26 protein-coding genes are annotated in these 19,638 nt (G+C 26.7%); 1 reads left to right on the top strand and 25 read right to left on the bottom strand.

Annotation, left to right across the window (positions count from 1 at the left end):
* Nucleotides 1–10: 10 nt before the first annotated feature.
* From spoIIIAB to BLS77_RS02920, 14 genes are all read right to left on the bottom strand, one after another.
* The gene (gene spoIIIAB / locus BLS77_RS02985) at nucleotides 11–529 is read right to left on the bottom strand and encodes a stage III sporulation protein SpoIIIAB (protein ID WP_089965691.1); all 519 of its coding nucleotides are present in this window, start codon (nucleotides 527–529) and stop codon (nucleotides 11–13) included.
* Complete coding sequence (spoIIIAA, locus tag BLS77_RS02980; protein WP_423231022.1) at nucleotides 517–1,479, bottom strand: stage III sporulation protein AA; 963 nt, start codon at nucleotides 1,477–1,479, stop codon at nucleotides 517–519. Before spoIIIAA ends, spoIIIAB begins: the two co-directional genes overlap by 13 nt.
* A gap of 215 nt (nucleotides 1,480–1,694) precedes the next feature.
* Nucleotides 1,695–2,060, bottom strand: coding sequence for a CD1247 N-terminal domain-containing protein (locus BLS77_RS02975; RefSeq protein ID WP_089965689.1), 366 nt, complete (start codon nucleotides 2,058–2,060; stop codon nucleotides 1,695–1,697).
* Between the two features lie 189 nt (nucleotides 2,061–2,249).
* Nucleotides 2,250–2,807, bottom strand: a complete 558-nt coding sequence (gene efp, locus BLS77_RS02970; RefSeq protein ID WP_089965686.1) for an elongation factor P — start codon at nucleotides 2,805–2,807, stop codon at nucleotides 2,250–2,252.
* Nucleotides 2,808–2,966: 159 nt separating this feature from the next.
* Entirely contained in the window at nucleotides 2,967–3,326 is a 360-nt protein-coding gene (locus BLS77_RS02965; protein WP_139164808.1) for a hypothetical protein, read from the bottom strand.
* Nucleotides 3,316–3,732 carry a hypothetical protein gene (locus tag BLS77_RS02960; RefSeq protein WP_089965681.1) on the bottom strand — a complete coding sequence of 139 codons (417 nt, stop codon included), beginning with the start codon at nucleotides 3,730–3,732 and terminating at the stop codon, nucleotides 3,316–3,318. Before BLS77_RS02960 ends, BLS77_RS02965 begins: the two co-directional genes overlap by 11 nt.
* Nucleotides 3,683–4,357 carry a hypothetical protein gene (locus BLS77_RS02955; protein WP_089965679.1) on the bottom strand — a complete coding sequence of 225 codons (675 nt, stop codon included), beginning with the start codon at nucleotides 4,355–4,357 and terminating at the stop codon, nucleotides 3,683–3,685. The genes BLS77_RS02960 and BLS77_RS02955 overlap by 50 nt, the downstream gene beginning before the upstream one ends.
* A gap of 29 nt (nucleotides 4,358–4,386) precedes the next feature.
* Nucleotides 4,387–4,854: a hypothetical protein gene (locus tag BLS77_RS02950; protein ID WP_089965676.1), complete on the bottom strand. Its 468-nt coding sequence runs from the start codon at nucleotides 4,852–4,854 to the stop codon at nucleotides 4,387–4,389.
* Nucleotides 4,845–5,360: a PulJ/GspJ family protein gene (locus tag BLS77_RS02945; protein ID WP_139164807.1), complete on the bottom strand. Its 516-nt coding sequence runs from the start codon at nucleotides 5,358–5,360 to the stop codon at nucleotides 4,845–4,847. The genes BLS77_RS02950 and BLS77_RS02945 overlap by 10 nt, the downstream gene beginning before the upstream one ends.
* Complete coding sequence (locus BLS77_RS02940; RefSeq protein ID WP_089965671.1) at nucleotides 5,320–5,778, bottom strand: type IV pilus modification PilV family protein; 459 nt, start codon at nucleotides 5,776–5,778, stop codon at nucleotides 5,320–5,322. The genes BLS77_RS02945 and BLS77_RS02940 overlap by 41 nt, the downstream gene beginning before the upstream one ends.
* A 22-nt stretch (nucleotides 5,779–5,800) precedes the next feature.
* Nucleotides 5,801–6,295 (bottom strand): type II secretion system protein, encoded by a 495-nt coding sequence (locus tag BLS77_RS02935; protein WP_089965669.1) that lies wholly within the window; start codon nucleotides 6,293–6,295, stop codon nucleotides 5,801–5,803.
* Entirely contained in the window at nucleotides 6,292–7,350 is a 1,059-nt protein-coding gene (locus tag BLS77_RS02930) for a type II secretion system F family protein (RefSeq protein WP_089965666.1), read from the bottom strand. Before BLS77_RS02930 ends, BLS77_RS02935 begins: the two co-directional genes overlap by 4 nt.
* Nucleotides 7,319–8,710: a GspE/PulE family protein gene (locus BLS77_RS02925; RefSeq protein ID WP_242873917.1), complete on the bottom strand. Its 1,392-nt coding sequence runs from the start codon at nucleotides 8,708–8,710 to the stop codon at nucleotides 7,319–7,321. Before BLS77_RS02925 ends, BLS77_RS02930 begins: the two co-directional genes overlap by 32 nt.
* A 122-nt stretch (nucleotides 8,711–8,832) precedes the next feature.
* Nucleotides 8,833–9,816 carry a hypothetical protein gene (locus BLS77_RS02920; protein ID WP_089965662.1) on the bottom strand — a complete coding sequence of 328 codons (984 nt, stop codon included), beginning with the start codon at nucleotides 9,814–9,816 and terminating at the stop codon, nucleotides 8,833–8,835.
* Between the two features lie 232 nt (nucleotides 9,817–10,048).
* On the opposite strand from BLS77_RS02920, the gene BLS77_RS02915 reads away from it, so the two are divergent.
* Nucleotides 10,049–11,788, top strand: coding sequence for an Rqc2 family fibronectin-binding protein (locus BLS77_RS02915; protein ID WP_089965660.1), 1,740 nt, complete (start codon nucleotides 10,049–10,051; stop codon nucleotides 11,786–11,788).
* Nucleotides 11,789–11,882: 94 nt separating this feature from the next.
* Here the strand turns inward: BLS77_RS02915 and BLS77_RS02910 are convergent, their stop codons facing one another.
* From BLS77_RS02910 to BLS77_RS02860, 11 genes are all read right to left on the bottom strand, one after another.
* Nucleotides 11,883–13,040, bottom strand: coding sequence for a THUMP domain-containing class I SAM-dependent RNA methyltransferase (locus BLS77_RS02910; protein ID WP_089965657.1), 1,158 nt, complete (start codon nucleotides 13,038–13,040; stop codon nucleotides 11,883–11,885).
* A gap of 96 nt (nucleotides 13,041–13,136) precedes the next feature.
* Complete coding sequence (gene pyrR / locus BLS77_RS02905) at nucleotides 13,137–13,682, bottom strand: bifunctional pyr operon transcriptional regulator/uracil phosphoribosyltransferase PyrR (RefSeq protein ID WP_089965654.1); 546 nt, start codon at nucleotides 13,680–13,682, stop codon at nucleotides 13,137–13,139.
* Nucleotides 13,683–13,764: 82 nt separating this feature from the next.
* Nucleotides 13,765–14,676: an RluA family pseudouridine synthase gene (locus BLS77_RS02900; protein WP_089965652.1), complete on the bottom strand. Its 912-nt coding sequence runs from the start codon at nucleotides 14,674–14,676 to the stop codon at nucleotides 13,765–13,767.
* 131 nt (nucleotides 14,677–14,807) lie between these two features.
* Complete coding sequence (locus tag BLS77_RS02895; RefSeq protein WP_089965650.1) at nucleotides 14,808–15,410, bottom strand: DivIVA domain-containing protein; 603 nt, start codon at nucleotides 15,408–15,410, stop codon at nucleotides 14,808–14,810.
* 17 nt (nucleotides 15,411–15,427) lie between these two features.
* Complete coding sequence (locus tag BLS77_RS02890; protein ID WP_089965648.1) at nucleotides 15,428–16,198, bottom strand: YlmH family RNA-binding protein; 771 nt, start codon at nucleotides 16,196–16,198, stop codon at nucleotides 15,428–15,430.
* Nucleotides 16,198–16,422, bottom strand: coding sequence for a YggT family protein (locus BLS77_RS20705; protein ID WP_175490747.1), 225 nt, complete (start codon nucleotides 16,420–16,422; stop codon nucleotides 16,198–16,200). The genes BLS77_RS02890 and BLS77_RS20705 overlap by 1 nt, the downstream gene beginning before the upstream one ends.
* A 51-nt stretch (nucleotides 16,423–16,473) precedes the next feature.
* Complete coding sequence (locus BLS77_RS02880) at nucleotides 16,474–16,926, bottom strand: cell division protein SepF (protein WP_089965643.1); 453 nt, start codon at nucleotides 16,924–16,926, stop codon at nucleotides 16,474–16,476.
* Nucleotides 16,927–16,938: 12 nt separating this feature from the next.
* Nucleotides 16,939–17,595 carry a YggS family pyridoxal phosphate-dependent enzyme gene (locus BLS77_RS02875; protein ID WP_089965640.1) on the bottom strand — a complete coding sequence of 219 codons (657 nt, stop codon included), beginning with the start codon at nucleotides 17,593–17,595 and terminating at the stop codon, nucleotides 16,939–16,941.
* Nucleotides 17,596–17,675: 80 nt separating this feature from the next.
* Nucleotides 17,676–18,383 (bottom strand): DUF881 domain-containing protein, encoded by a 708-nt coding sequence (locus BLS77_RS02870; protein ID WP_089965639.1) that lies wholly within the window; start codon nucleotides 18,381–18,383, stop codon nucleotides 17,676–17,678.
* Complete coding sequence (locus BLS77_RS02865; RefSeq protein WP_089965636.1) at nucleotides 18,384–18,734, bottom strand: small basic family protein; 351 nt, start codon at nucleotides 18,732–18,734, stop codon at nucleotides 18,384–18,386.
* Nucleotides 18,735–18,749: 15 nt separating this feature from the next.
* Complete coding sequence (locus BLS77_RS02860; protein WP_089965634.1) at nucleotides 18,750–19,475, bottom strand: DUF881 domain-containing protein; 726 nt, start codon at nucleotides 19,473–19,475, stop codon at nucleotides 18,750–18,752.
* Nucleotides 19,476–19,638: the final 163 nt, after the last annotated feature.

Raw genomic sequence — 19,638 nt, 5'->3', positions numbered from 1 at the left:
CCCCTCTTTTTCACATTAAGAATACAGCGAGCATAGCTCCAATACATATTCCTAAGGATCTGTACATCTTTGTATTTTTATTTGCTATAGTTTCTGATTTTTTACAATTTAGTTTTATATTCTCTATAGTTAAATTAAAAATTTTATCTTGTCCAAAAACACCTGATTCTCCTAGTTCTCTAGTAAAATCAGATAATATTTTTTCATCTTCCTCTATAATAAAAAAATTTTCTTTCATTTTTCTATACTCATCTTTAAATGCATGATAAACTGTTTTGCTTTCACCATTTATTAGTTTTTCTGAAACTCTTAAAAGTAGATTTCTTAAATGGCAACTTGTTTTTTCAGAGACGTAATGAAGAGCTTGTGGTACTGGAGTATTACCATAAATAACTTCATTATTAAGTATTAAAAGGGAATTTAGTATATCATTTAAATCTCTATACCTACCTTTAAATTTTTCTCCATAATAAAACCCTATATAAGTACTTGCACAAAATATTATGCCTATCGAAATCATTTTAAGCATTTAACCTCCCCCCCCAGTCCAACCGCATACATATTTTCTATTGTTCCAACTCCATTTTTATTAGATAAAATAACTATTCTATCTAATATTGAATTATCAAGGAGTTCTTTAAACACCTTTCTTTTGTAAATATCATCTATACTAAACCCATGAAGAGTAACAACTACGTTAACTCCTGAATTAAAAGCCATAAGAAGGGCTTCAATGTCTCCCTTTGTTCCAATTTCATCACATATTAAAACTTCTGGTGATAAGCTTCTAATAGCCATGAGCATGCCTTCTCTTTTAAGACAATTATCTAATACATCTGTTCTAACACCTACATCCATTTGTGGTACACCATTAAAACAAGCAGCAATTTCACTTCTTTCATCTATTATTGAAACTTTTTTACCACTTAAATTAATAATATTCATTCCATAAGATACATTTCTTGCTATATCTCTAAGTATGGTTGTTTTTCCACATTTAGGCGGGGCCACAATTAATGTATTGTATATCCTATTATTCTTTGCTATATATTTCATTACCTCATTAGATGACCCTATAACTTCTCTACATATTCTAATATTTAGAGATGATATATTTTTTATAGTCCTAATTATTCCACCTACTATTACACACTCACCTGCAATACCTATTCTATGACCACCCTTTATAGTAATATACCCCTGTTTTATTTCTTCTTCATATGCGTAGAGTGAATAGTTAGATATCTTAACTAATATTTGCTTTATATCTTCTGCAGTTACTGTGTACTTAAGTATCCGTTCTCCTTTAAAGGAGTTTAGTATTATAGGTTTTCCTACCTTTATCCTAATTTCTTGAATTTTATCACTTTGAAAATACCCTCTAATTTCGCTACTAATTTTTAATGGCAAAACTTTTAATATTTCATCTTCATAAATAATATTCCTCACTTCCTTTTCTATAGTTCTCTTATACTTTATCTCCAAATAAATAACTAAACTTTGTTTCACATACTTAATTAATATTCATAACAATAATTAAATATGTAAATTATTTAAAATTAACGCAAAAAAAATCTCAGCTTACTTTAAACTGAGATTTTTTATTATTTTTTATTAAAATAATAACTTTTATTCTATTTAGATATATTCAAAAATAACTAGTCAATATGTATAATGGATTCTCAAAAAAATAACTAGTCTATTGAATTTTCATTACAAAATGGACAAGGAATACTTTTATTATTTTCTAAAGCCTCTTTTTCAACAAATAGCGGTTTATTGCATTTATTGCATTTTATTTCTACATATTCATCTTCAAAATCTTCTAAATCTTCTAATGATACTTCCTCAAATAATTCATCTTGTAAATCTGTTAAATCCTCATCAATAAATTGAATATTTTCTTCTATGGATTCTTGTTTTACTAATGTTTCTTCTACTTTATTAGAAATACCTTCTAATAAAGCGTTCATATCACCAAATATTTCCTTATATTCTTTATTTTCCAATTTGTTAATTTTATCTTTTAAACACTCTAATATTTCTTGAATCTCTATCATTTTAACACTTCCTCTAGCATCTTAGTCATCTCCATAAAATAACTAGTCAATATATTCCCATAAGGGATCTTCCGATACTTTAATTTAAATTATAATTTCATTATATCATTATTTACATTTTTCTGTAACTAATTTAATTAGTTATTTGAAAAAATGCTAAGTTCCTAAGAACTTAGCATAAATTTGAGGTTACACTCTTTCCATGTAATCTCCGGATCTTGTATCAATTCTTATAACATCACCCTCGTTAACAAACATAGGTACATAAACGATAGCTCCTGTCTCAAGTGTGGCTGGTTTAAGAGCATTTGTACTTGTATTCCCTTTAACTCCTGGATCTGCTTGAGTTATTAATAATTCAACAAAGTTTGGAGCTTCAACTGAGAAAGCTTCTTCCTTATAGAACTTAATTACTGCAAACATATTTTCTTTAATATACTTTATAGCCTCTTCAACTTTTTCAAAATTTAAAGGAATTTGTTCAAAAGTCTCTTGATCCATAAAATAGTATAATTCTCCATCTGAATAAAGATATTGCATTTCTTTTCTTTCAATTACAGCCTCTTGTAATTTTTCAGTTGGGTTAAAAGTTTTATCTGTAACCCCTCCTAATATAACATTTCTAAGTTTTGTTCTTACGAATGCGGCCCCTTTACCTGGTTTAACATGTAAAAATTCAATTACTGTAAAAACTGAGTGATCATGCTCAAATGTTGTACCTTTTCTTATATCTCCTGCTGAAATCATAAAATTTCCCTCCATAATTAGCTTTTATTAATTATTTATAATAACATATTGTTATTAATGTTATAAACAGTATGTAGTTTAAAACATAACAAAGATATTTTATCAAAATTAATAGATAAATGCAATTGTTTAAATAAACTTAATTTATCTTTAAAATAATTATTTACTTTTTAACTCTAATTCTAGCTCTACTCTATTATTATTAAAAGTCATATTGTAACTTTTAATAATAAAATTTTCTAACAATTTTAAATCATATAATACTTCTTCTTTTGCACCATTTATTTTTATATTAATAATCCATCCAGTACCCTCTCTTTTTATATTAGTTAAATTATAATTTTTTAAATTACTTAATGATTTATCAATATCTTTAATGTATATAGGGTCTACTTCTGCTGAACTTATAACTGGCTTACTTTCTTCTATTTTATTATTTCTTACTATAAATAATATTATGCCTTGCATAAATGTAATTAATATTGTTAATGTTATTATAAAGTTTTTTTTATTTTTCACCTTTTTCATTCCTCGTTATTCCTAGAATATAATATTTTTTTTCATTTTGAGTTATATTATCAATAGCCATACTTTCTCTTTCTTCCAATGAATATAATTTTTCTATAGATTTTATCATCATTGTTCCACTATTATTTTTAACAGTTAATTCTTCTACATCTTTATCTATTTCATTTATCCACTTAATAATTGATTCCTTAGAAACCTCTTGTTCAATAGGTTTAGCTACTTCAATTTCCTTTGGTTTTTCTTTTTCAAATACCCTTTCAATAGTTACAGGAATAATAAATAAATTTATTATTATTAAATATATTACGCCTTTCCTATTTCCTTTATTTTTTATGTTTTCTGAATTTTCAACATAGTTTCTTGGTATAAAATTTTTGTTTTTTAAATAATTTTTCATTTATTGTCTCTCCAATTTTTAAATATTGAATTTCTTTTAGATCTCCAATTTTATTTTTTTCATTTATATTAATACTTATATCAAAAATAACTTCCTTATTTATTTCTATATATTTATCTAATTCCTTAAAAACACTATCTATGTCTTTATTAACGAATCCATTTATAATAAATCCATCTTCAACATTTATTAAATAATATATGCCTCTTATTTTTGTTACTGAAATAAAATTTCTATACCTTTTAAGTTTATTGTTTATAAAATCTTTTATTTTAAATTGAATTGGAACTACCGAGAGGATGTTAGCACCATATGCAATTTTTTCTACTGCAATACCTTTTTTAATTGAATATATATAAATCTTATTTATTCCTTTTATAAAGTCATAATGAAATAGTAAATCATCTCCAACTGAAAAATCCTTTATTATAATATCTTCAACAAATTTTTCTAGTGAAACCTTACTTTCTTCAAAATTATACACTTTAACCAAAAGAGGTTCTTCCATTATAACAGCTTCTCTGTTGCCACCTAGCTTCTCATTAAGCTTCATATGGTCTGTGTAATCATATAAAGCACCTTTATATATATACCCCTGCTTTTCTACGCCAACTATATTTTTCATAATATTACCTTCCTTAAAATTAATTAGATCTAAGCATCTTTTTCTAATCCACATTTACAATTTGGAATATAGTCCGTCCTATAGAATTTAGGAACTAGTTTAACTAATTCCTTTCCATCTGCAGTATTTTTTTTACACTCTAATTCAATGTGATCATGGTTACCATTGATATCTTGTTTTATTAAAGTACCCGAGGTTCCATTTATATTAATTATTACTTTTTTAATTTCTAGGCTTGGATTTTTTCTAATATATTTATTTTTTGTTTTATCAGTACTAAATTCTTTTTCAGCCTCAAGTAAGTGGTACTCTTCAAATCCACTTAAAGTTTTTATATCATCTCTAGTATGTATTACTGAAGATTTCAGATAATTATTTATAACTATCTTATTTAACAGCATACATATACAGGCTACTACCATAAGGATTACTACTGCTTCTAAAAGTACATATCCCCTTTTTTTATTATTAATCCTTTTACCTATTTTTATATGCACTGTATTATCTCATCTCCTGTTTTAAGAGTAATTTTATAATAATATAATTTTTCTTTTTGTATTATAGTAAATGTCTTTACATTTTTTAAAATAGTATTTCTTACCAATAGTGAATTGTCAGGTTGACCTTTATTGTGTGTCTCTACTACTAATCTCTCGCCTTGACGTCTTATTAATTTAGTCTTCACAAGTGTTTTTTCATGATCTCTTAAATAATTAACCTCTATTTCATTCTTTACAATATCAGGTTTTATTTCTGTAATCATATTACCAGTAAGTAATCTATCTATACTAAGCAAAGCATTATCTATTTCATCTATTCTTGTACTTTCTTCAATTATATTTACATAATTTTTATAAGTACTAATTATGAGAGTAAACCCTATTACCATAACTATTGTTGATATAGATATAACTGCAATTGTCTCAATTAATGTATATCCTTTTACTCTTTTATCTATTTTTCTATTCCATCCACCAAGACTTATTGAATTCTCTTTCAACATTAACTTCTCCTACGCCTCCAGACAAACTAATTGCTATTTTCATTTTCATTATTTTATTATTACTGTCATCATTAATAACCTCTATTTTTATATCATTTCCTCTTTCTAATTGAAAAATATTAGTTGTTATTAAATTTTCTAATATTTTATCTGTATATTTAAAACCTATATAATTGGTCTTTTCTGCACCTGTATTACACCTTAATATTTCCGTATTGAGTTGATTATAAGAGTAATTATATTTTATTTCATTCATAATACAATAAGCTACTCTATTAGCTTCCTCATGCTTATTTCTTCTAATCTTAGATTTATTGGCCGCTATTGCAGAAGTCATTGCCATCATTGATGCTATCATCAAAATCATTAATGCTATTAAAACTTCTATTAACATACTTCCATTATGTTTTCTCTTCATTTTGTCCCCTTATATCAAAATTCTATTTACTTTTTTCTATTTCATCTATTATCTCTTTGTCTTCTTTGACTGTTACAGTATCATTTCCTACGGCTATAGTTATTTTATACTGCTTTTCTCCATCATTTATAAATATAGTTCCTGAATTTTTCAAATATCCCATATCGCTAACATTCACAATGTTTATTGGTTTAAAATTAGCTGAAATTTTAATATTATCAGGAAATTTTTCACTTTTTCCTACCAATTTGTTATTTATATTATTTTTATCCCTATATTTAAATCCAATACTGTTTTCAACTGTATCTATAATTACCTCTCCATCACATAAATTTTTCCTACAATAGGTTTTAGCATAACTCAAAATGCTATGAACTTCATATATTGCAGCTTCTACTTCTACTTGACTTTTTATATGTTTTAGTGTTTTTATTATTGCAAATCCACTTCCAAGTAATATTGATAGTATTGCCATCACAACTACAAGTTCAATTAATGTGTATCCTTTTTTCTTCATCCTTCAGCCCCTGTCATCATTGCTCCAAATAAAGGAATAACAAATATCATTATAAATATTAAAACAATTGCTGCCATAACTAATATTAAGGCTGGCTGTAGTCCAGCTAGTATTTTATTTATTTTTTCTAATGATTTCTTTTCTAAATAACTACTTAATAATTCCAATCTTTCATCCATAGAACCACTAGCTTCACCAAGTTTCACTATTGATATAGTATATTTAGAATATCCATCAATTCCTTGTAGTGCTTCTGATAATGTTTTTCCATCTATTATAGCTGAATTTATATTTACGAATTTATGATTTAAAACTCCCTTAGAAAAACTATTCGCACAATAATTAAGTCCCAAAGATAAGTTGATACCACTCTTTACTATGATAGATAGTAAGGAGATAGATATATACTCATAAAAATCTCTTATAATAGAAATTTTTTCAAAAGGTATTCTTACATATTTCTTAATCCCATGCTTTATTACTAAGCTCGGAATCACTATTCCCCAACTTATAGCATAGATAATTATAATTAATGGATTTTCTTTTGCTTTTTGTACAAATTCATATATAACCAAACAACTTTTAGGCATCTCAGTTCCCATTGAACTGTAAAGATCAAAAAAACTTGGTATTATAAACAGTGCTAAAAATAAACCAAGACTTATCATTGTTACTAATAAAACACATGGATATGCTAATGCATTGCCTACAATTTTTTTAATCGAACTAATTTTAGTATAATATTCTTTAATCCCTTTTAAAGATTCATTTAAACGTCCACTTTTTTCTCCAATTGAAACCATAGAAATAAAAAATTGTGGAAATAACTCTTTATGTTTCTTTAATGCATTCTCAAAAGATTCTCCATTTTCTATATCATATTGAATTTTATAAATACTGTCTTTATAGCCATTAGCTAATGGCATTTCTCTTAATAGTTCTAATATAGTTAGAAATGGTATACCCTCAGAATAAAGACTTCCTATATTTTCTGCTATAATAGCTAAACTATCATTATTTGGTCTAAGCATTACTCTCTTTATAAAGTTTTTCATTAATTCCCTCCTCTAAAATAAATTTTCTATAATCATTTATTGAAATTAACCCTCTTTCTAATAAAGAAATTAGAGATTCTATCATTTCAACATTTGATAGTAAATTTATTTCTTGGAAAATACTTGAGATGGATTCTTTATACTCTCCTTCTATTAATTCTACTGCTGACACCATTGTTCTTCCTTTATAGCCCGTATTGTTGCATTCTATACATCCATCTTTTTCATAGCTTTTTATTTTTCTTCCCCAAAAACAAATATCTTCTTTATAAACCTTGCACTTCTCACATAAAGTCCTAATTAACCGTTGAGATACTATCCCTACAATTGAATCCTTTAAAAAATATGGTTTAACCCCCATATCATCTAGCCTTAAATAGACTTCCCTAGGTGTTTTAGTGTGAATCGTGGCATATACCTTATGTCCTGTTAGGGCAGCTCTTACAGCCATAGATGCAGTTTCTTCATCTCTAATCTCTCCTATCATTATCACATCAGGATCTTGGCGCAGAATACTTCTAAGCCCTGTTGCAAAGTCAATATTAGCTTTTCTATTTAAACTTATTTGATTAATTCCAGGAATAATAACTTCCACAGGATCTTCTAGAGTTGTGATATTTATTTCTTCATTATTTATAGTTTGGAGTATAGAATATAACGTTGTCGATTTTCCGCTTCCAGTTGGACCATTTATAATTACTAATCCATTCTTAAAAGATATTATTCTCATTAATTTTTTTAATTGATATTCTGTTAAATGTATTTTATCTAGACTAAAATTAAATCTCATTCCATATAAAATTCTTATAACTAGTTTTTCACCATAAACTGTTAATATAGTAGAAACTCTTAAATCATAAGAGTTATTATTTAACTTTAAGTTATATTTGCCATCTTGAGGTCTTCTTTTCTCTGTAATATCCATGTTTGCTATTATTTTTATTTTAGATAATAACACCTTATATTCTGAATGCTTAATTTTTCTATCTAAACTAAGCTTACCATCTGTTCTAATTCTAATTAGAACTTCATTTTCCATTGGTTCAACATGTACATCTGATGCCTTTAATTTTATTGCCTTTTCTATAAAACTTTCATGTAGATTTTGACTTTCACCACTAAAAACCCCATCTATAATATTTTGTATAATTTCACTTTCTATTTTTATAAAATCTATTTCTAAGGCAAAGATAAAATTCAAGTATTCTATTATCCTTTCATTACTTTCAACCCCAATTACTATTAAATTATTTCCTTCAATTTTTATAGGTAAAAACATTTCTTCTAAAGCTAATTCTTTATTAACTTTTCTTGCAGTATTTAAATCAATGTCCTTAATTTCTACTTTGTTATTTTTCACTTAATTCACCTCTTATGAATTATTTACCATTTAATCAATTTAAATACATTTATTTTCATTTTTTAAAAAATAATATAAAAAAATAAGAGCTATTGGTTAAACTAACCTCTAGCTCTTATAATCTATTTAATATCTACAAAGTAATATTTAAAATTGTCATTAGTTAATACCTTAACATATCCATCTTCATAGATATATATTTTTTCTTTTTCAAAACTATCCGTACTCCCTATAAAAAGTACATTTCCATTCTCATCTGAAGATAAACCTTTTTCTAAGTGAACTATATTTGGAAAATCATAAATTATTCTATTAACTTTGCCGTCTTTAACTTCATAAATTGAATGATTATTATCCTTCATCTTACCTAATATGAATATTCCTTTTTCACTAATTTCTATATCTTTTAACTCAACAATTTCATCTGTTATAACCTTAATTTTTTTTTCTTTATCAATTGATTTAAGAATTTTTTTACCAGATAATGACCCTTGTAAAAATACTATACCGTCTTTTGAAGCTTTTAAAAATTCTAAATATCCACTTTCTAATTTGTAAATAAGTTCTTCTTTTCCATTACTTATATTATAAGAGAATATTCCATTTGTTTTATTTTCATCTATTCCATAATAGATAATATTATTATTACTCCAATCCATTAAATTACCTGAAATTGCAACATTAGTATTAATTTCTATTTCTTTATTATCTTTAAGACTTTTAACAACTAATTGCATATATTTATCTTTTTTAAAATACGAATAATAATCGCCTCCTGAAGATAATTTAGGATTGATAATGTTTTTATCCAATATCTTCATATCTTCATCTTTATAATGTATAAAGGCACTACCTTCTTTTTCATAGATATAATTCCCACTAATTATATCATATGCTGCTACTGATTTATCAACTTCTAATTTATTATACTTACCTTCAGTTAAATTATAATTTGTATGATTACCATTTTCTTCTCTAGCTATTGCTCCCTTTAGCAATATAATTTTTCCACTTGGAGCCTCCAAAGTATTGCTACACCCACTTATAAATAACCATGAAGATAACATACTACTTATTAGTAGTACATATTTGCTATTAATCTTCATCTCATTACCTCTTTCCTAACATTAGACATCCTTTAATTTTCTTCATAATATAGACTTTAAATCCCCATCTATATTATTATTATCTTTTATATTATATATCTCATTTTATACTAACACAATAGTCTATATTACTTCTATTTTTTATATTACCTATAGACATCCTGCCATTGATAAATATACAAATTAAATGTTATACTAGCCTTAGTTAATTTCTAACGAAAGGGTGATAAATATGGCTTTAGATGGTATCTATTTGCATGGCTTGGTCTATAATCTAAAAAATTTAGTTTTAAATGCCAAAATCGATAAGATAAATCAACCTGAAAAGGATGAAATAATTCTAACTTTTAGAAAAGATAGAAAGAATTTAAAATTATTAATTTCTGCATCTTCTAAATTTCCAAGAATTCATATTACAAACACAAATAAAGTTAATCCTCTTAAGGCTTCAACTTTTACTATGGTTTTAAGGAAATATCTAATTGGCGGAAAAATAACTTCCTTTGAACAACTAAGTGGAGATCGTATATTAAAGCTTAATATAGAGTCTACTGATGAATTAGGTTTTGATAGTAAATACTTTTTAATTGTAGAAATTATGGGTAGACATAGTAATATAACTCTTATTCGAGAGCGTGATAATAAAGTTATGGAATGCATTAAACATATAACACCTGATATAAATAGTTTTAGAGTCCTTTATCCTGGTGTAAATTATGTTTATCCACCAGCTTCATCAAGACTTAATCCTTTTGATTTTACATTAGATAACTTAAAAGACTATTTTTCTACTAATGATATATGTATGTCTGAATTAGTTTTTACTAACGTATTTACTGGAATAAGTAAACCTTTATCCTACAATCTTTATAATTCTCTATCAAAAGAAAATAAAAATTTTTCTATTGATGAACTTTATAATTTTATTAACAATTTTATTTCAAGTTTAGAAACTAATTTTTCATACAGGATTTATAAAACAGATTCATTATATAAAGATTTTTATTGTCTTCCATTAGATACTTTAGAAAATACTTATTCTGTTTTAACTTTTGAGAACCCTAGTGAACTTTTAGAAGAATTTTTTCTTATTCGCGATAAACAAGAACGTTTAAATAGTAAATCTATAGATTTGCAAAGATTAATTCAAACTAATATAGATAGGTGTAATAAAAAATCTAAAAAACTTTATAATATGTTAAAAGAATGTGAAGAAAAAGAATCTTTTAAAATAAAGGGTGACTTATTAACTTCCTATATCTATACTCTCAAGAAAGGTGACAAAGAAGCTAATCTTCTTAATTTTTATAGTGAAGAAGAGGAATATTTAACAATTCCATTGGATGAATTTAAATCCCCTTCTGAAAACATTCAATTATTATATAAAAAATATAATAAATATAAAAAATCTGAAGAATCTGCTATTTATCAGTTAGAGCAAAATGATGGTGAGCTCCAATATCTAAACTCTGTTTTTACTAATATTCAAAATTGTGATAACTACGTTGAAATAAATGATATTAAAAATGAACTTATAGAAACTGGTTATGTAAGATTTAAGAAAACTAATAAAAATGGTAAAAAGGATAGATCATCTAAACCTCTTCATTTTATATCTTCTGATGGTTTAGATATATATGTTGGCAAAAACAACCTTCAAAACGATTATTTAAGTTTGAAGTTTGCAAGTAATAATCATCTATGGTTTCACACAAAAAATATTCCAGGATCTCATGTTATAGTTTCTGCCCCACATGTTCCTGATAAAACTATAGAAGAAGCTGCAATACTTGCCGCCTTTTATAGTAAAGCTAAAAATTCTACTAAAGTACCTGTTGACTACACTTTAGTAAAAAATTTAAAAAAACCTAATGGTTCAAAACCTGGTATGGTTATTTATCATACCAACTATAGTCTTTATACTGAACCTAGTTACTATACTAAATTAATAGAAACATTAACTCAAATATAATCATTTTTTTATTATATACTAAAAATTAGGCAGTTAGAAAGTGAACTAATCACTTTCTAACTGCCTAAATATTTTTTCTGTTTTTAAATTATAATTAAATATTATTAATTACCATATCACCATTATTTTTAATAAGTTTATTATCAAAATATTGATAATAGTAACATTTTATAGTTCCATTATAAAGTTTTCTATTCTTTGATGATTTAACTCCGAATATATTTTCAAAACTCTCATGTGATGTTAATATATTGAAATCCCAATTATCTAACTTATTTTTATATATTCCAAATATTCTATAAAGTTCTTCTATCTCACTCTTTTCTCCAAGTCTTTCACCATATGGAGGGTTAGTAATTATAAATGAATATTTATCATTACTTGAGAATGTTTCAAAATCTCTCTTATGGAAATCTATATAATTAGCTACTCCAGCTTTCATAGCATTATTTCTAGCTACTCTTAATACATTTTCATCATTATCATAACCAATTAATTTAATATCCTTTTTCTTTATAGCTTTTTCTGCACCATCTCTAACTTGCTCAAACATTTCTTTCCCCATAGTTGGCCAAGTTTCACATACAAAACTTCTGCATAATCCAGGTGCAATATTTTGCATTATCATTGCAGCTTCTATTAAAATAGTACCTGAACCACAAAATGGATCTATAAGAGTAAAACTTTCCTTCCATCTTGATATTAGCACCATAGCGGCTGCTAATGTTTCTTTAAGAGGTGCGGCTCCTGCAACTTCTCTGTACCCTCTTTTATGAAGTCCAGGTCCTGAAGTATCTATTGATAATGTAACAACATCTTTTAAAATAGCAACTTCTATTTTATATACTGGACCTGACTCTTCAAATCGCTCTATTCCATAAGAATTAGTCATACTATCAACAATAGCTTTTTTTACAATTGATTGACAATCTGGAACACTATGTAAAGTAGATTTTATTGATTTACCAACAACATGCATTACTCCATCCTTTGGTATTAAACCACCCCAATTAACTTTTTTAGTTCCTTGGAATAATTCTTCAAATGATCTAGCTTCAAACTGAGCCATCTTTATTAATATTCTGTCAGAAGTTCTTACATGAATATTCGCGATTGCAATATCCATTTCATCTCCTGAAAAATAAACTTTTCCATTTTCCGTTTGTAAATTTTCATATCCTAAAGCCTTAAGTTCTTTAGCTGTTATAGCCTCTAATCCAAAGGTAGTTGTTGCAATTAAATTATATTCCATTTTTTACTCCTTTTATGTTGATTTGGGAGCTGACTAGTTTTTTTTGAAGCTCCCTTACACTTTTTAAAATAATAAGCAGTAATTAAACAAAGTGCCTTATATTACGGTACCTTCATAAATTTTAACTGAATCTACTCCATCTATTTCTTCTATTTCAACTGCTATAATCTCTGATTTTGATGTTGGTATATTTTTCCCTACATAATCAGCTCTTATAGGTAGTTCCTTATGCCCTCTATCAATAAGTACAGCAAGTTGTATTGATTGTGGTCTTCCGACATCAATAATAGCATCAATAGCTGCACGTGCTGTTCTACAGGTAAATAGTACATCATCAACTAAAATTACTTTTTTCCCTTTAATAGGGACCCCTAGGTCACTGTTATTAACTTTTGGCATATCTTTTATTTCAGTTATATCATCTCTATATAAAGATATGTCAACATAACCAACAGGCACACTAACACCTTCAATACTTTCAATGTGAGCTCCTATTCTTTCTGCAAGTGGGTATCCTCTTCTTTTAATTCCAACTAGAACTAATTCTTCAACGCCCTTATTTTTTTCAATAATTTCATGTGAAATTCTTACTAAACTTCTTCTAACTGCTTTTTCATCTAGAAGATTTGCTTTTAAAATCATTATAACTCCCCCTTAGGCACCTTCAAAAAATAGCTAATCAATATACAGCTCACCTCGGACTATTATTTTTTAATATACCTTATTATTTTCTTAAATTAGTTAATATGTCTTCATAATAACTTGGTAATTCTGAATTAAATTCCATGTATTCCTTTTTAGTTGGGTGTATAAACCCTAGTGTCTTAGCATGTAATACTTGCCCATCTAACTTATATCTTGGTTTTTTTAGTCCATAAATAGTATCTCCAACTACAGGATGACTTATAGATGCCATATGTACTCTTATTTGATGTGTTCTTCCTGTTTCTAAGCTACACTTTACAAGAGATGTTCCATTATCATATTGTTCTAAAACTTCATAATGAGTTACTGCTCTTTTACCATCTGATGTTATAGCCATTTTTATTCTATCTCTTTTGTGTCTTCCTAAAGGCTTATCTACAGAACCTTCTGTTTTCATAAATTTTCCTTCTACTAAAGCATAATATTCTCTTTTAATAGTATGTTCTTTAAATTGATCTGAAAGAAAAGCATGAGCCTCATCATTTTTAGCTACTACTATTATACCTGTAGTGTCTTTATCAATTCTATGTACAATTCCAGGTCTTATAACCCCATTTATGCCAGATAAGTTTTTGCAATGATATAGTAATGCATTAACTAATGTTCCAGTATACACTCCCGGAGCTGGATGAATAATCATTCCCTTTGGTTTATTTATTACTATTAGATCTTCATCTTCATAAACTATGTCTAGCTCAATATTTTCAGGGGTTACATTTAAAATCATTGGCTCTGGCATAACAACAGTTATATTGTCTCCACATTTCACATTATAATTACTCTTTTGAACCTTTCCATTAACAGTTACTGATCCATTATCTATAAGCCCTTTTAAAAATGATCTTGATTTTCCGTCTATTATATTAGAAATATATTTATCGATTCTTTCCCCTTTATTTTCTTCATTTATTATAAAATTTAATTCTTCCATATGTTAAATCTCCAATTCTTAATATTTTAATTCTCAACACATTATAATATATTAATCAAAGTTACTCAATACATTAAATATATTATATGCTCAAAAAGAAAAATCCGTAAAATACGGATTTTTTTTATGTATTATTTCTTTGCAAAAAAGCTTTTTATTTCGTCCATATCATCTGTATAAACTTCTTCTTTAATATATTCTATATTGCTATTTGAAAGTTCAATACCTTTTTCTTCAATTAATTCTAATTCTTCTATTGGTTTAGAAACATTATAATTTTTAGTTAATTCTCTTTCTAATTCATTAAATGTTTGAGTTTGAGTATTCATAAAATTTCTAAACTTAGCTCTAAATTTAATAAATTCTTGTTTAACCTTCTCATACTCATCATTAATTTGAATTACATCACTATGAGATTTATCTAATATTTTTTGTGCAGTATCATTAGCACTCTTAAGTATTATATCTGCCTCTTTTTGTGTATTTTCTCTTGCTTGCTCTGCAGCATTTTGTGCTAATAAAAGTGTATTTTGAATAGTATTTTCTATTTTTTCATAATGTTCTATTTGCTCTGTTGATCTTGATAGACTTTCTTTTAATCTTGAGTTTTCTTTAAAAACTTCTTCGTAATTTTCAACTACTTCATCTAGAAATTCATCTACTTCTTCTGACTTATAGCCTCTTAAAACTTTTTTAAATTCTTTATTATTAATATCCATTGGAGTAAGTTTCATACTATCACCTCTATAAATTATGTGTATTTTTTTATTATAACTCTTTGTTTTTCACTTTTAGTTTCGCCTATAACATCTCCCACAATAAACTTTCCAATTCCTCGAATAGTTATTCTTGTGTCTTTTGATATCTCTTGGCTTTTACTTTTCACTTTACCATAGTCAACTAAAACTTTACCTGTCTCAATAAGATCTATAGCCTTCCCCCTAGATATTTTCGCTAATTTGCAAATAAAATTATCTATTCTCAAAGAGGAGACTATAATTACAATCTCTTGAAACTTAACTATTGGAACATCATCATATTTTTTTATAACACTTACTGTAACTGGAGTTTTTCCTATTGTAGTAAGATTATTGTAAATATAAGTCCATATATCATCCATTACAGGTACATATGCTTTATTTTTATCTATAACTATATCACCAATCTTTTCTCTTTCTATTCCTAAGGAAAGAATTGAGCCTAAATAATCTCTATGATTCAATTCGCTGAAGTTTGAATTACTTTCTATTAATAACATTACTACAGGATACTCAGCTTCATATAAATTATTAAATGCTATTACTCTTCTTTCACACTCTTGAAAAAAGCCATTTGTCTCCACTTTAAATGTATTACTATTGAAATTTCCATAGTAATATTTCCAAATATTTGGTGGCAAAAATGAATTAGTAAATACAGTAATATCCTTTTCACTAGCTAATCTAAATTTATCATATACTCTTAAAGCTTCCATGCTTTCATCCTTAGAGAAAGCTTTAATTACATAATCTCGACTTATCATTATAATAGCATCTTAAATATAAATTTTCTAACAAAGCCTATAAATAATATTGCAAGTATAGGAGAAAAATCTATTCTATTCATACCAAATAAATTTTGTTGTAATCTTCTAAAAGGTTCTAAAATAGGAAAGTTAAAAGATTTTAGTAATTGAAATAAAGATTTTTCCCTAATGCTTGGAATATATGACAATATTATTTCAACTAATATTGTTGTTTCTACCAATCCACTTAATAACTGTACAAATATGACTATTATATTTATAATAAACGCCTCCTACTTATTCCAGTTAAATAATGCTTTTGAACTTAATTCATTTTTCAATTCACTTGTAACCTCAACATTTGATGGTGATAATAAATATACTCTTTGCTCAATTTCTTGTAATTGTGCTCCTAATACGTAACATGATCCACTTATGAAATCTACTAATCTTTGAGCTACTTTAGTTTCTAGGCCTGTTGCATTTACTACTACTATTTTTCTGCCTTTTATAGCTTCTGAAATTTCTCTTGCATCATCATAATTAGTTGGTTTTGTTACCATTACTTTAGCTGTTGCTGCTGAATGTATGTTAACTACTTTGTTTCCCTTTGTTGATTGAGACTGTATCATTGTTTCAACAGGATCTATATTCTCATCATTTTCTACAGCGTCTACATCATCAAAATCTTCTTCGTACTCACCTAATCCTATAATGTCTTTAAATTTTCCAAACATATTTGCCATTTTTACTTCCCCCTAAATGTTTCTTGTTCCAAATATTCCTGTTCCAATTCTTATCAGTGTTGAGCCCTCATCAATAGCTGCCTTATAATCATTAGACATTCCCATTGATAATATTTCCATTGATATATTTTTATATTTTTTTTCCTTAAGCTCATCAAATATTTTTTTTGTTTTATTAAAATAACATTTATTAATTTCATCATTCCCCTTTGGGATGATAACCATTAATCCTTTTGCTTTTACAAACTTGCACTTCTCAACTATATCTATAAAATCTAACAATTCTTCTTCTAATATTCCACTTTTGCTTTCTTCTTTACCAATATTTATTTGAATTAAAGTATTTGCAATTTCATCTGCTTTTTGAAATTCCTTTTCTATCTTTAAAAGAAGACTAATACTTGAAAGCGAATGTATTAAGTGAACCTTATTTACTAAATGTTTTACTTTATTAGTTTGTAATAGACCTATAAAATGCCATCTAACATCTTTGTGAAAATTTTCTTCTTTAAATACTAATTCCTGAACTTTATTTTCGGCAAAATCTCTAATGCCAAAATCATATGCTTCTAATAAATCCTCTAAGGGTTTTGTCTTTGATACTGCTATTAATGTTACATCTTTTGGTATTTCTTTTTGTATGTTTTGTATATTTTTTTTAATACCCAAAGCATCTCCTCCTTAAAAGAAATATTTGCTATTGTTTATATTCTTCAAAAAAACCGATTTACCTTTATTTTTTTAAGTTTTTATTTAATTTTATTTTCCTTCATAAATGCAGGATCAAAACTTTGAGTAGATGACGGAATAATAATCTCTTCTTTCACTTCAATCTCTACTTTCAATTTGCGAATTATTAGTTCATTTATATAGCTTCCTTCTTTAGTTAACTTTAACTTTAACTGTTCTGGATTTCCTATAACATAGTAACAAAATGGAGAATATTCTGTTGCATTATTATCAAATTCAAGAAAAGGCCCATCACATATTATTGATGTAGTTGGTATTATTCTATGATTTTTTAAAGCAACAGCTTCCCCTCCTGCCGCTCTAATTTCATTTAACACCATAGCTGCATCAATATTATGAAATATATCCCTTGAAATTTTATATGAAGCCTCTTCTATTTTAATAACTATCCCTTGCCCCTTTACAGGTAAAAGTCCTGTTATCATCCCATAATCATTTACTTGAGCTAACATATCTTTAACTAATTTTTCTTGTTTCTTATCATCATGTGTATAACTATTTATCTTATCTTTACTATAATCATTTTCAGTTCTTAATGTTTCTAAGTCTTTAAACAATTTATTTCTTTCATCTATTGTATCTTTATATTCTTTGGCACTTAATTGCTTAATGGCAGGTGATTTATTTAGTTTTATATTTATTGCAATTATAAAACCTATAATTAAGGTTGCTATAAACGCTACTATTTTCCCACTTATATTCTTCACTTAATCACCTCTCTTATGTGATCTCGCCTTTTCTATCATTAATCTTCTAATAACTGCAAAGTTATTGAAAATTCTTCCTCCAAAAACTATTACCGCTGCAATATATATCGGTATTCCTAGTTTATCACCTAAATATGCAAGCCCAGCTGCAAGTATTGCGTTACCAAAAAATCCAGATAAAAATATGTCAGCTTGAAAATTTTTGGATATTGATGCACGCATTGCTCCAAACACAGAGTCTAAACATGCTAAAATAGCAACAGACATATATGGTGAAAATGCATTTGGTATATTTATATCTACTAATAACCCTAAAAGGATTCCTACTAACAGGCCTATAAATGCAATCATTATATCTTCCCTCCCCTATTCTTTTACAGGTTTTACAAAATCAGTTCTTAATGATTGTGTAGTTTTATTTATTAATATATCTTCACTTTGTTTTATATCACTATTATAAATTTTTAGTTGCCCAAAATCAAGTGCTCCTCCAAAGGTTGCTCCTGCATTTAAATTACCTTTATCACCTATAACTTTTATAACAATTTGCTCTTTTGGATTTATTTGTTGTCCAGCTGAGCCTATTTTAATTAAATTACCTGATAATATAATTCCAGTTTGTGGTGTTATTCTAAAATCATTTATTGAAATAGCTTCTGCCCTTGAAGACCACATAAGGTTTACAATGTGAACTAGTTCAATATTACTTATTCCTTTACTAGTATCATTTGCATTTCCCCCAAATATATCAGTTTTAGGCTTAAGTGTTATTATAATTCCAGGTCCTATTACATCTACAACACCTAAATGCATTCTAGAATTATCAAGATTTTTCTTTATTTCGCCTTCTACTTTCCCATTTTCAGATGCAGCTTCTTCTATTTTTTTAAGTTCATCTAAAAGCTTAGTATTATTTTCCACAAGTTCTTCTTTTTGTTTTTTAAGACCTTCTATTTCTGATATAATATCTGAATTGGGTTGATTCAAATTATTTTTTTCACTTTTATTTAATAACTTAAATTGATACGCTAGCAAAAACCCTAGTAGCGCACACACTATTGCAACAACAATTTGCGATGTAGATTTTCTCATTTTCTCCCCCTTACTAAGTGAGTGTTAAAAAATAATTAATCAACTTCTGGTCTATTTTGTACTATTCTTCATCAAACCAACCTTTACCTAAACTATCTATGCCAAGGTTAAGTTAGTCACCTATCATAAAATATCCTCAGAATATTTGATTTGTTATTTTTTT

Origin of the sequence: Clostridium gasigenes, from assembly GCF_900104115.1 — a bacterium.
Lineage (GTDB): Bacteria > Bacillota > Clostridia > Clostridiales > Clostridiaceae > Clostridium > Clostridium gasigenes.
This window is presented reverse-complemented; position numbering and strand designations above follow the sequence as displayed.

Bases quoted from the DNA above. Each gene is read 5' to 3' on its own strand.
- spoIIIAB (WP_089965691.1), bottom strand. From the start codon at position 529: ATGCTTAAAATGATTTCGATAGGCATAATATTTTGTGCAAGTACTTAT.
- BLS77_RS02975 (WP_089965689.1), bottom strand. From the start codon at position 2,060: ATGATAGAGATTCAAGAAATATTAGAGTGTTTAAAAGATAAAATTAAC.
- efp (WP_089965686.1), bottom strand. From the start codon at position 2,807: ATGATTTCAGCAGGAGATATAAGAAAAGGTACAACATTTGAGCATGAT.
- BLS77_RS02960 (WP_089965681.1), bottom strand. From the start codon at position 3,732: ATGAAAAATTATTTAAAAAACAAAAATTTTATACCAAGAAACTATGTT.
- BLS77_RS02955 (WP_089965679.1), bottom strand. From the start codon at position 4,357: ATGAAAAATATAGTTGGCGTAGAAAAGCAGGGGTATATATATAAAGGT.
- BLS77_RS02945 (WP_139164807.1), bottom strand. From the start codon at position 5,360: ATGTTGAAAGAGAATTCAATAAGTCTTGGTGGATGGAATAGAAAAATA.
- BLS77_RS02940 (WP_089965671.1), bottom strand. From the start codon at position 5,778: ATGAAGAGAAAACATAATGGAAGTATGTTAATAGAAGTTTTAATAGCA.
- BLS77_RS02935 (WP_089965669.1), bottom strand. From the start codon at position 6,295: ATGAAGAAAAAAGGATACACATTAATTGAACTTGTAGTTGTGATGGCA.
- BLS77_RS02930 (WP_089965666.1), bottom strand. From the start codon at position 7,350: ATGAAAAACTTTATAAAGAGAGTAATGCTTAGACCAAATAATGATAGT.
- BLS77_RS02920 (WP_089965662.1), bottom strand. From the start codon at position 9,816: ATGAAGATTAATAGCAAATATGTACTACTAATAAGTAGTATGTTATCT.
- BLS77_RS02915 (WP_089965660.1), top strand. From the start codon at position 10,049: ATGGCTTTAGATGGTATCTATTTGCATGGCTTGGTCTATAATCTAAAA.
- BLS77_RS02910 (WP_089965657.1), bottom strand. From the start codon at position 13,040: ATGGAATATAATTTAATTGCAACAACTACCTTTGGATTAGAGGCTATA.
- pyrR (WP_089965654.1), bottom strand. From the start codon at position 13,682: ATGATTTTAAAAGCAAATCTTCTAGATGAAAAAGCAGTTAGAAGAAGT.
- BLS77_RS02900 (WP_089965652.1), bottom strand. From the start codon at position 14,676: ATGGAAGAATTAAATTTTATAATAAATGAAGAAAATAAAGGGGAAAGA.
- BLS77_RS02895 (WP_089965650.1), bottom strand. From the start codon at position 15,410: ATGAAACTTACTCCAATGGATATTAATAATAAAGAATTTAAAAAAGTT.
- BLS77_RS02890 (WP_089965648.1), bottom strand. From the start codon at position 16,198: ATGATAAGTCGAGATTATGTAATTAAAGCTTTCTCTAAGGATGAAAGC.
- BLS77_RS02880 (WP_089965643.1), bottom strand. From the start codon at position 16,926: ATGGCAAATATGTTTGGAAAATTTAAAGACATTATAGGATTAGGTGAG.
- BLS77_RS02865 (WP_089965636.1), bottom strand. From the start codon at position 18,734: ATGATTGCATTTATAGGCCTGTTAGTAGGAATCCTTTTAGGGTTATTA.
- BLS77_RS02860 (WP_089965634.1), bottom strand. From the start codon at position 19,475: ATGAGAAAATCTACATCGCAAATTGTTGTTGCAATAGTGTGTGCGCTA.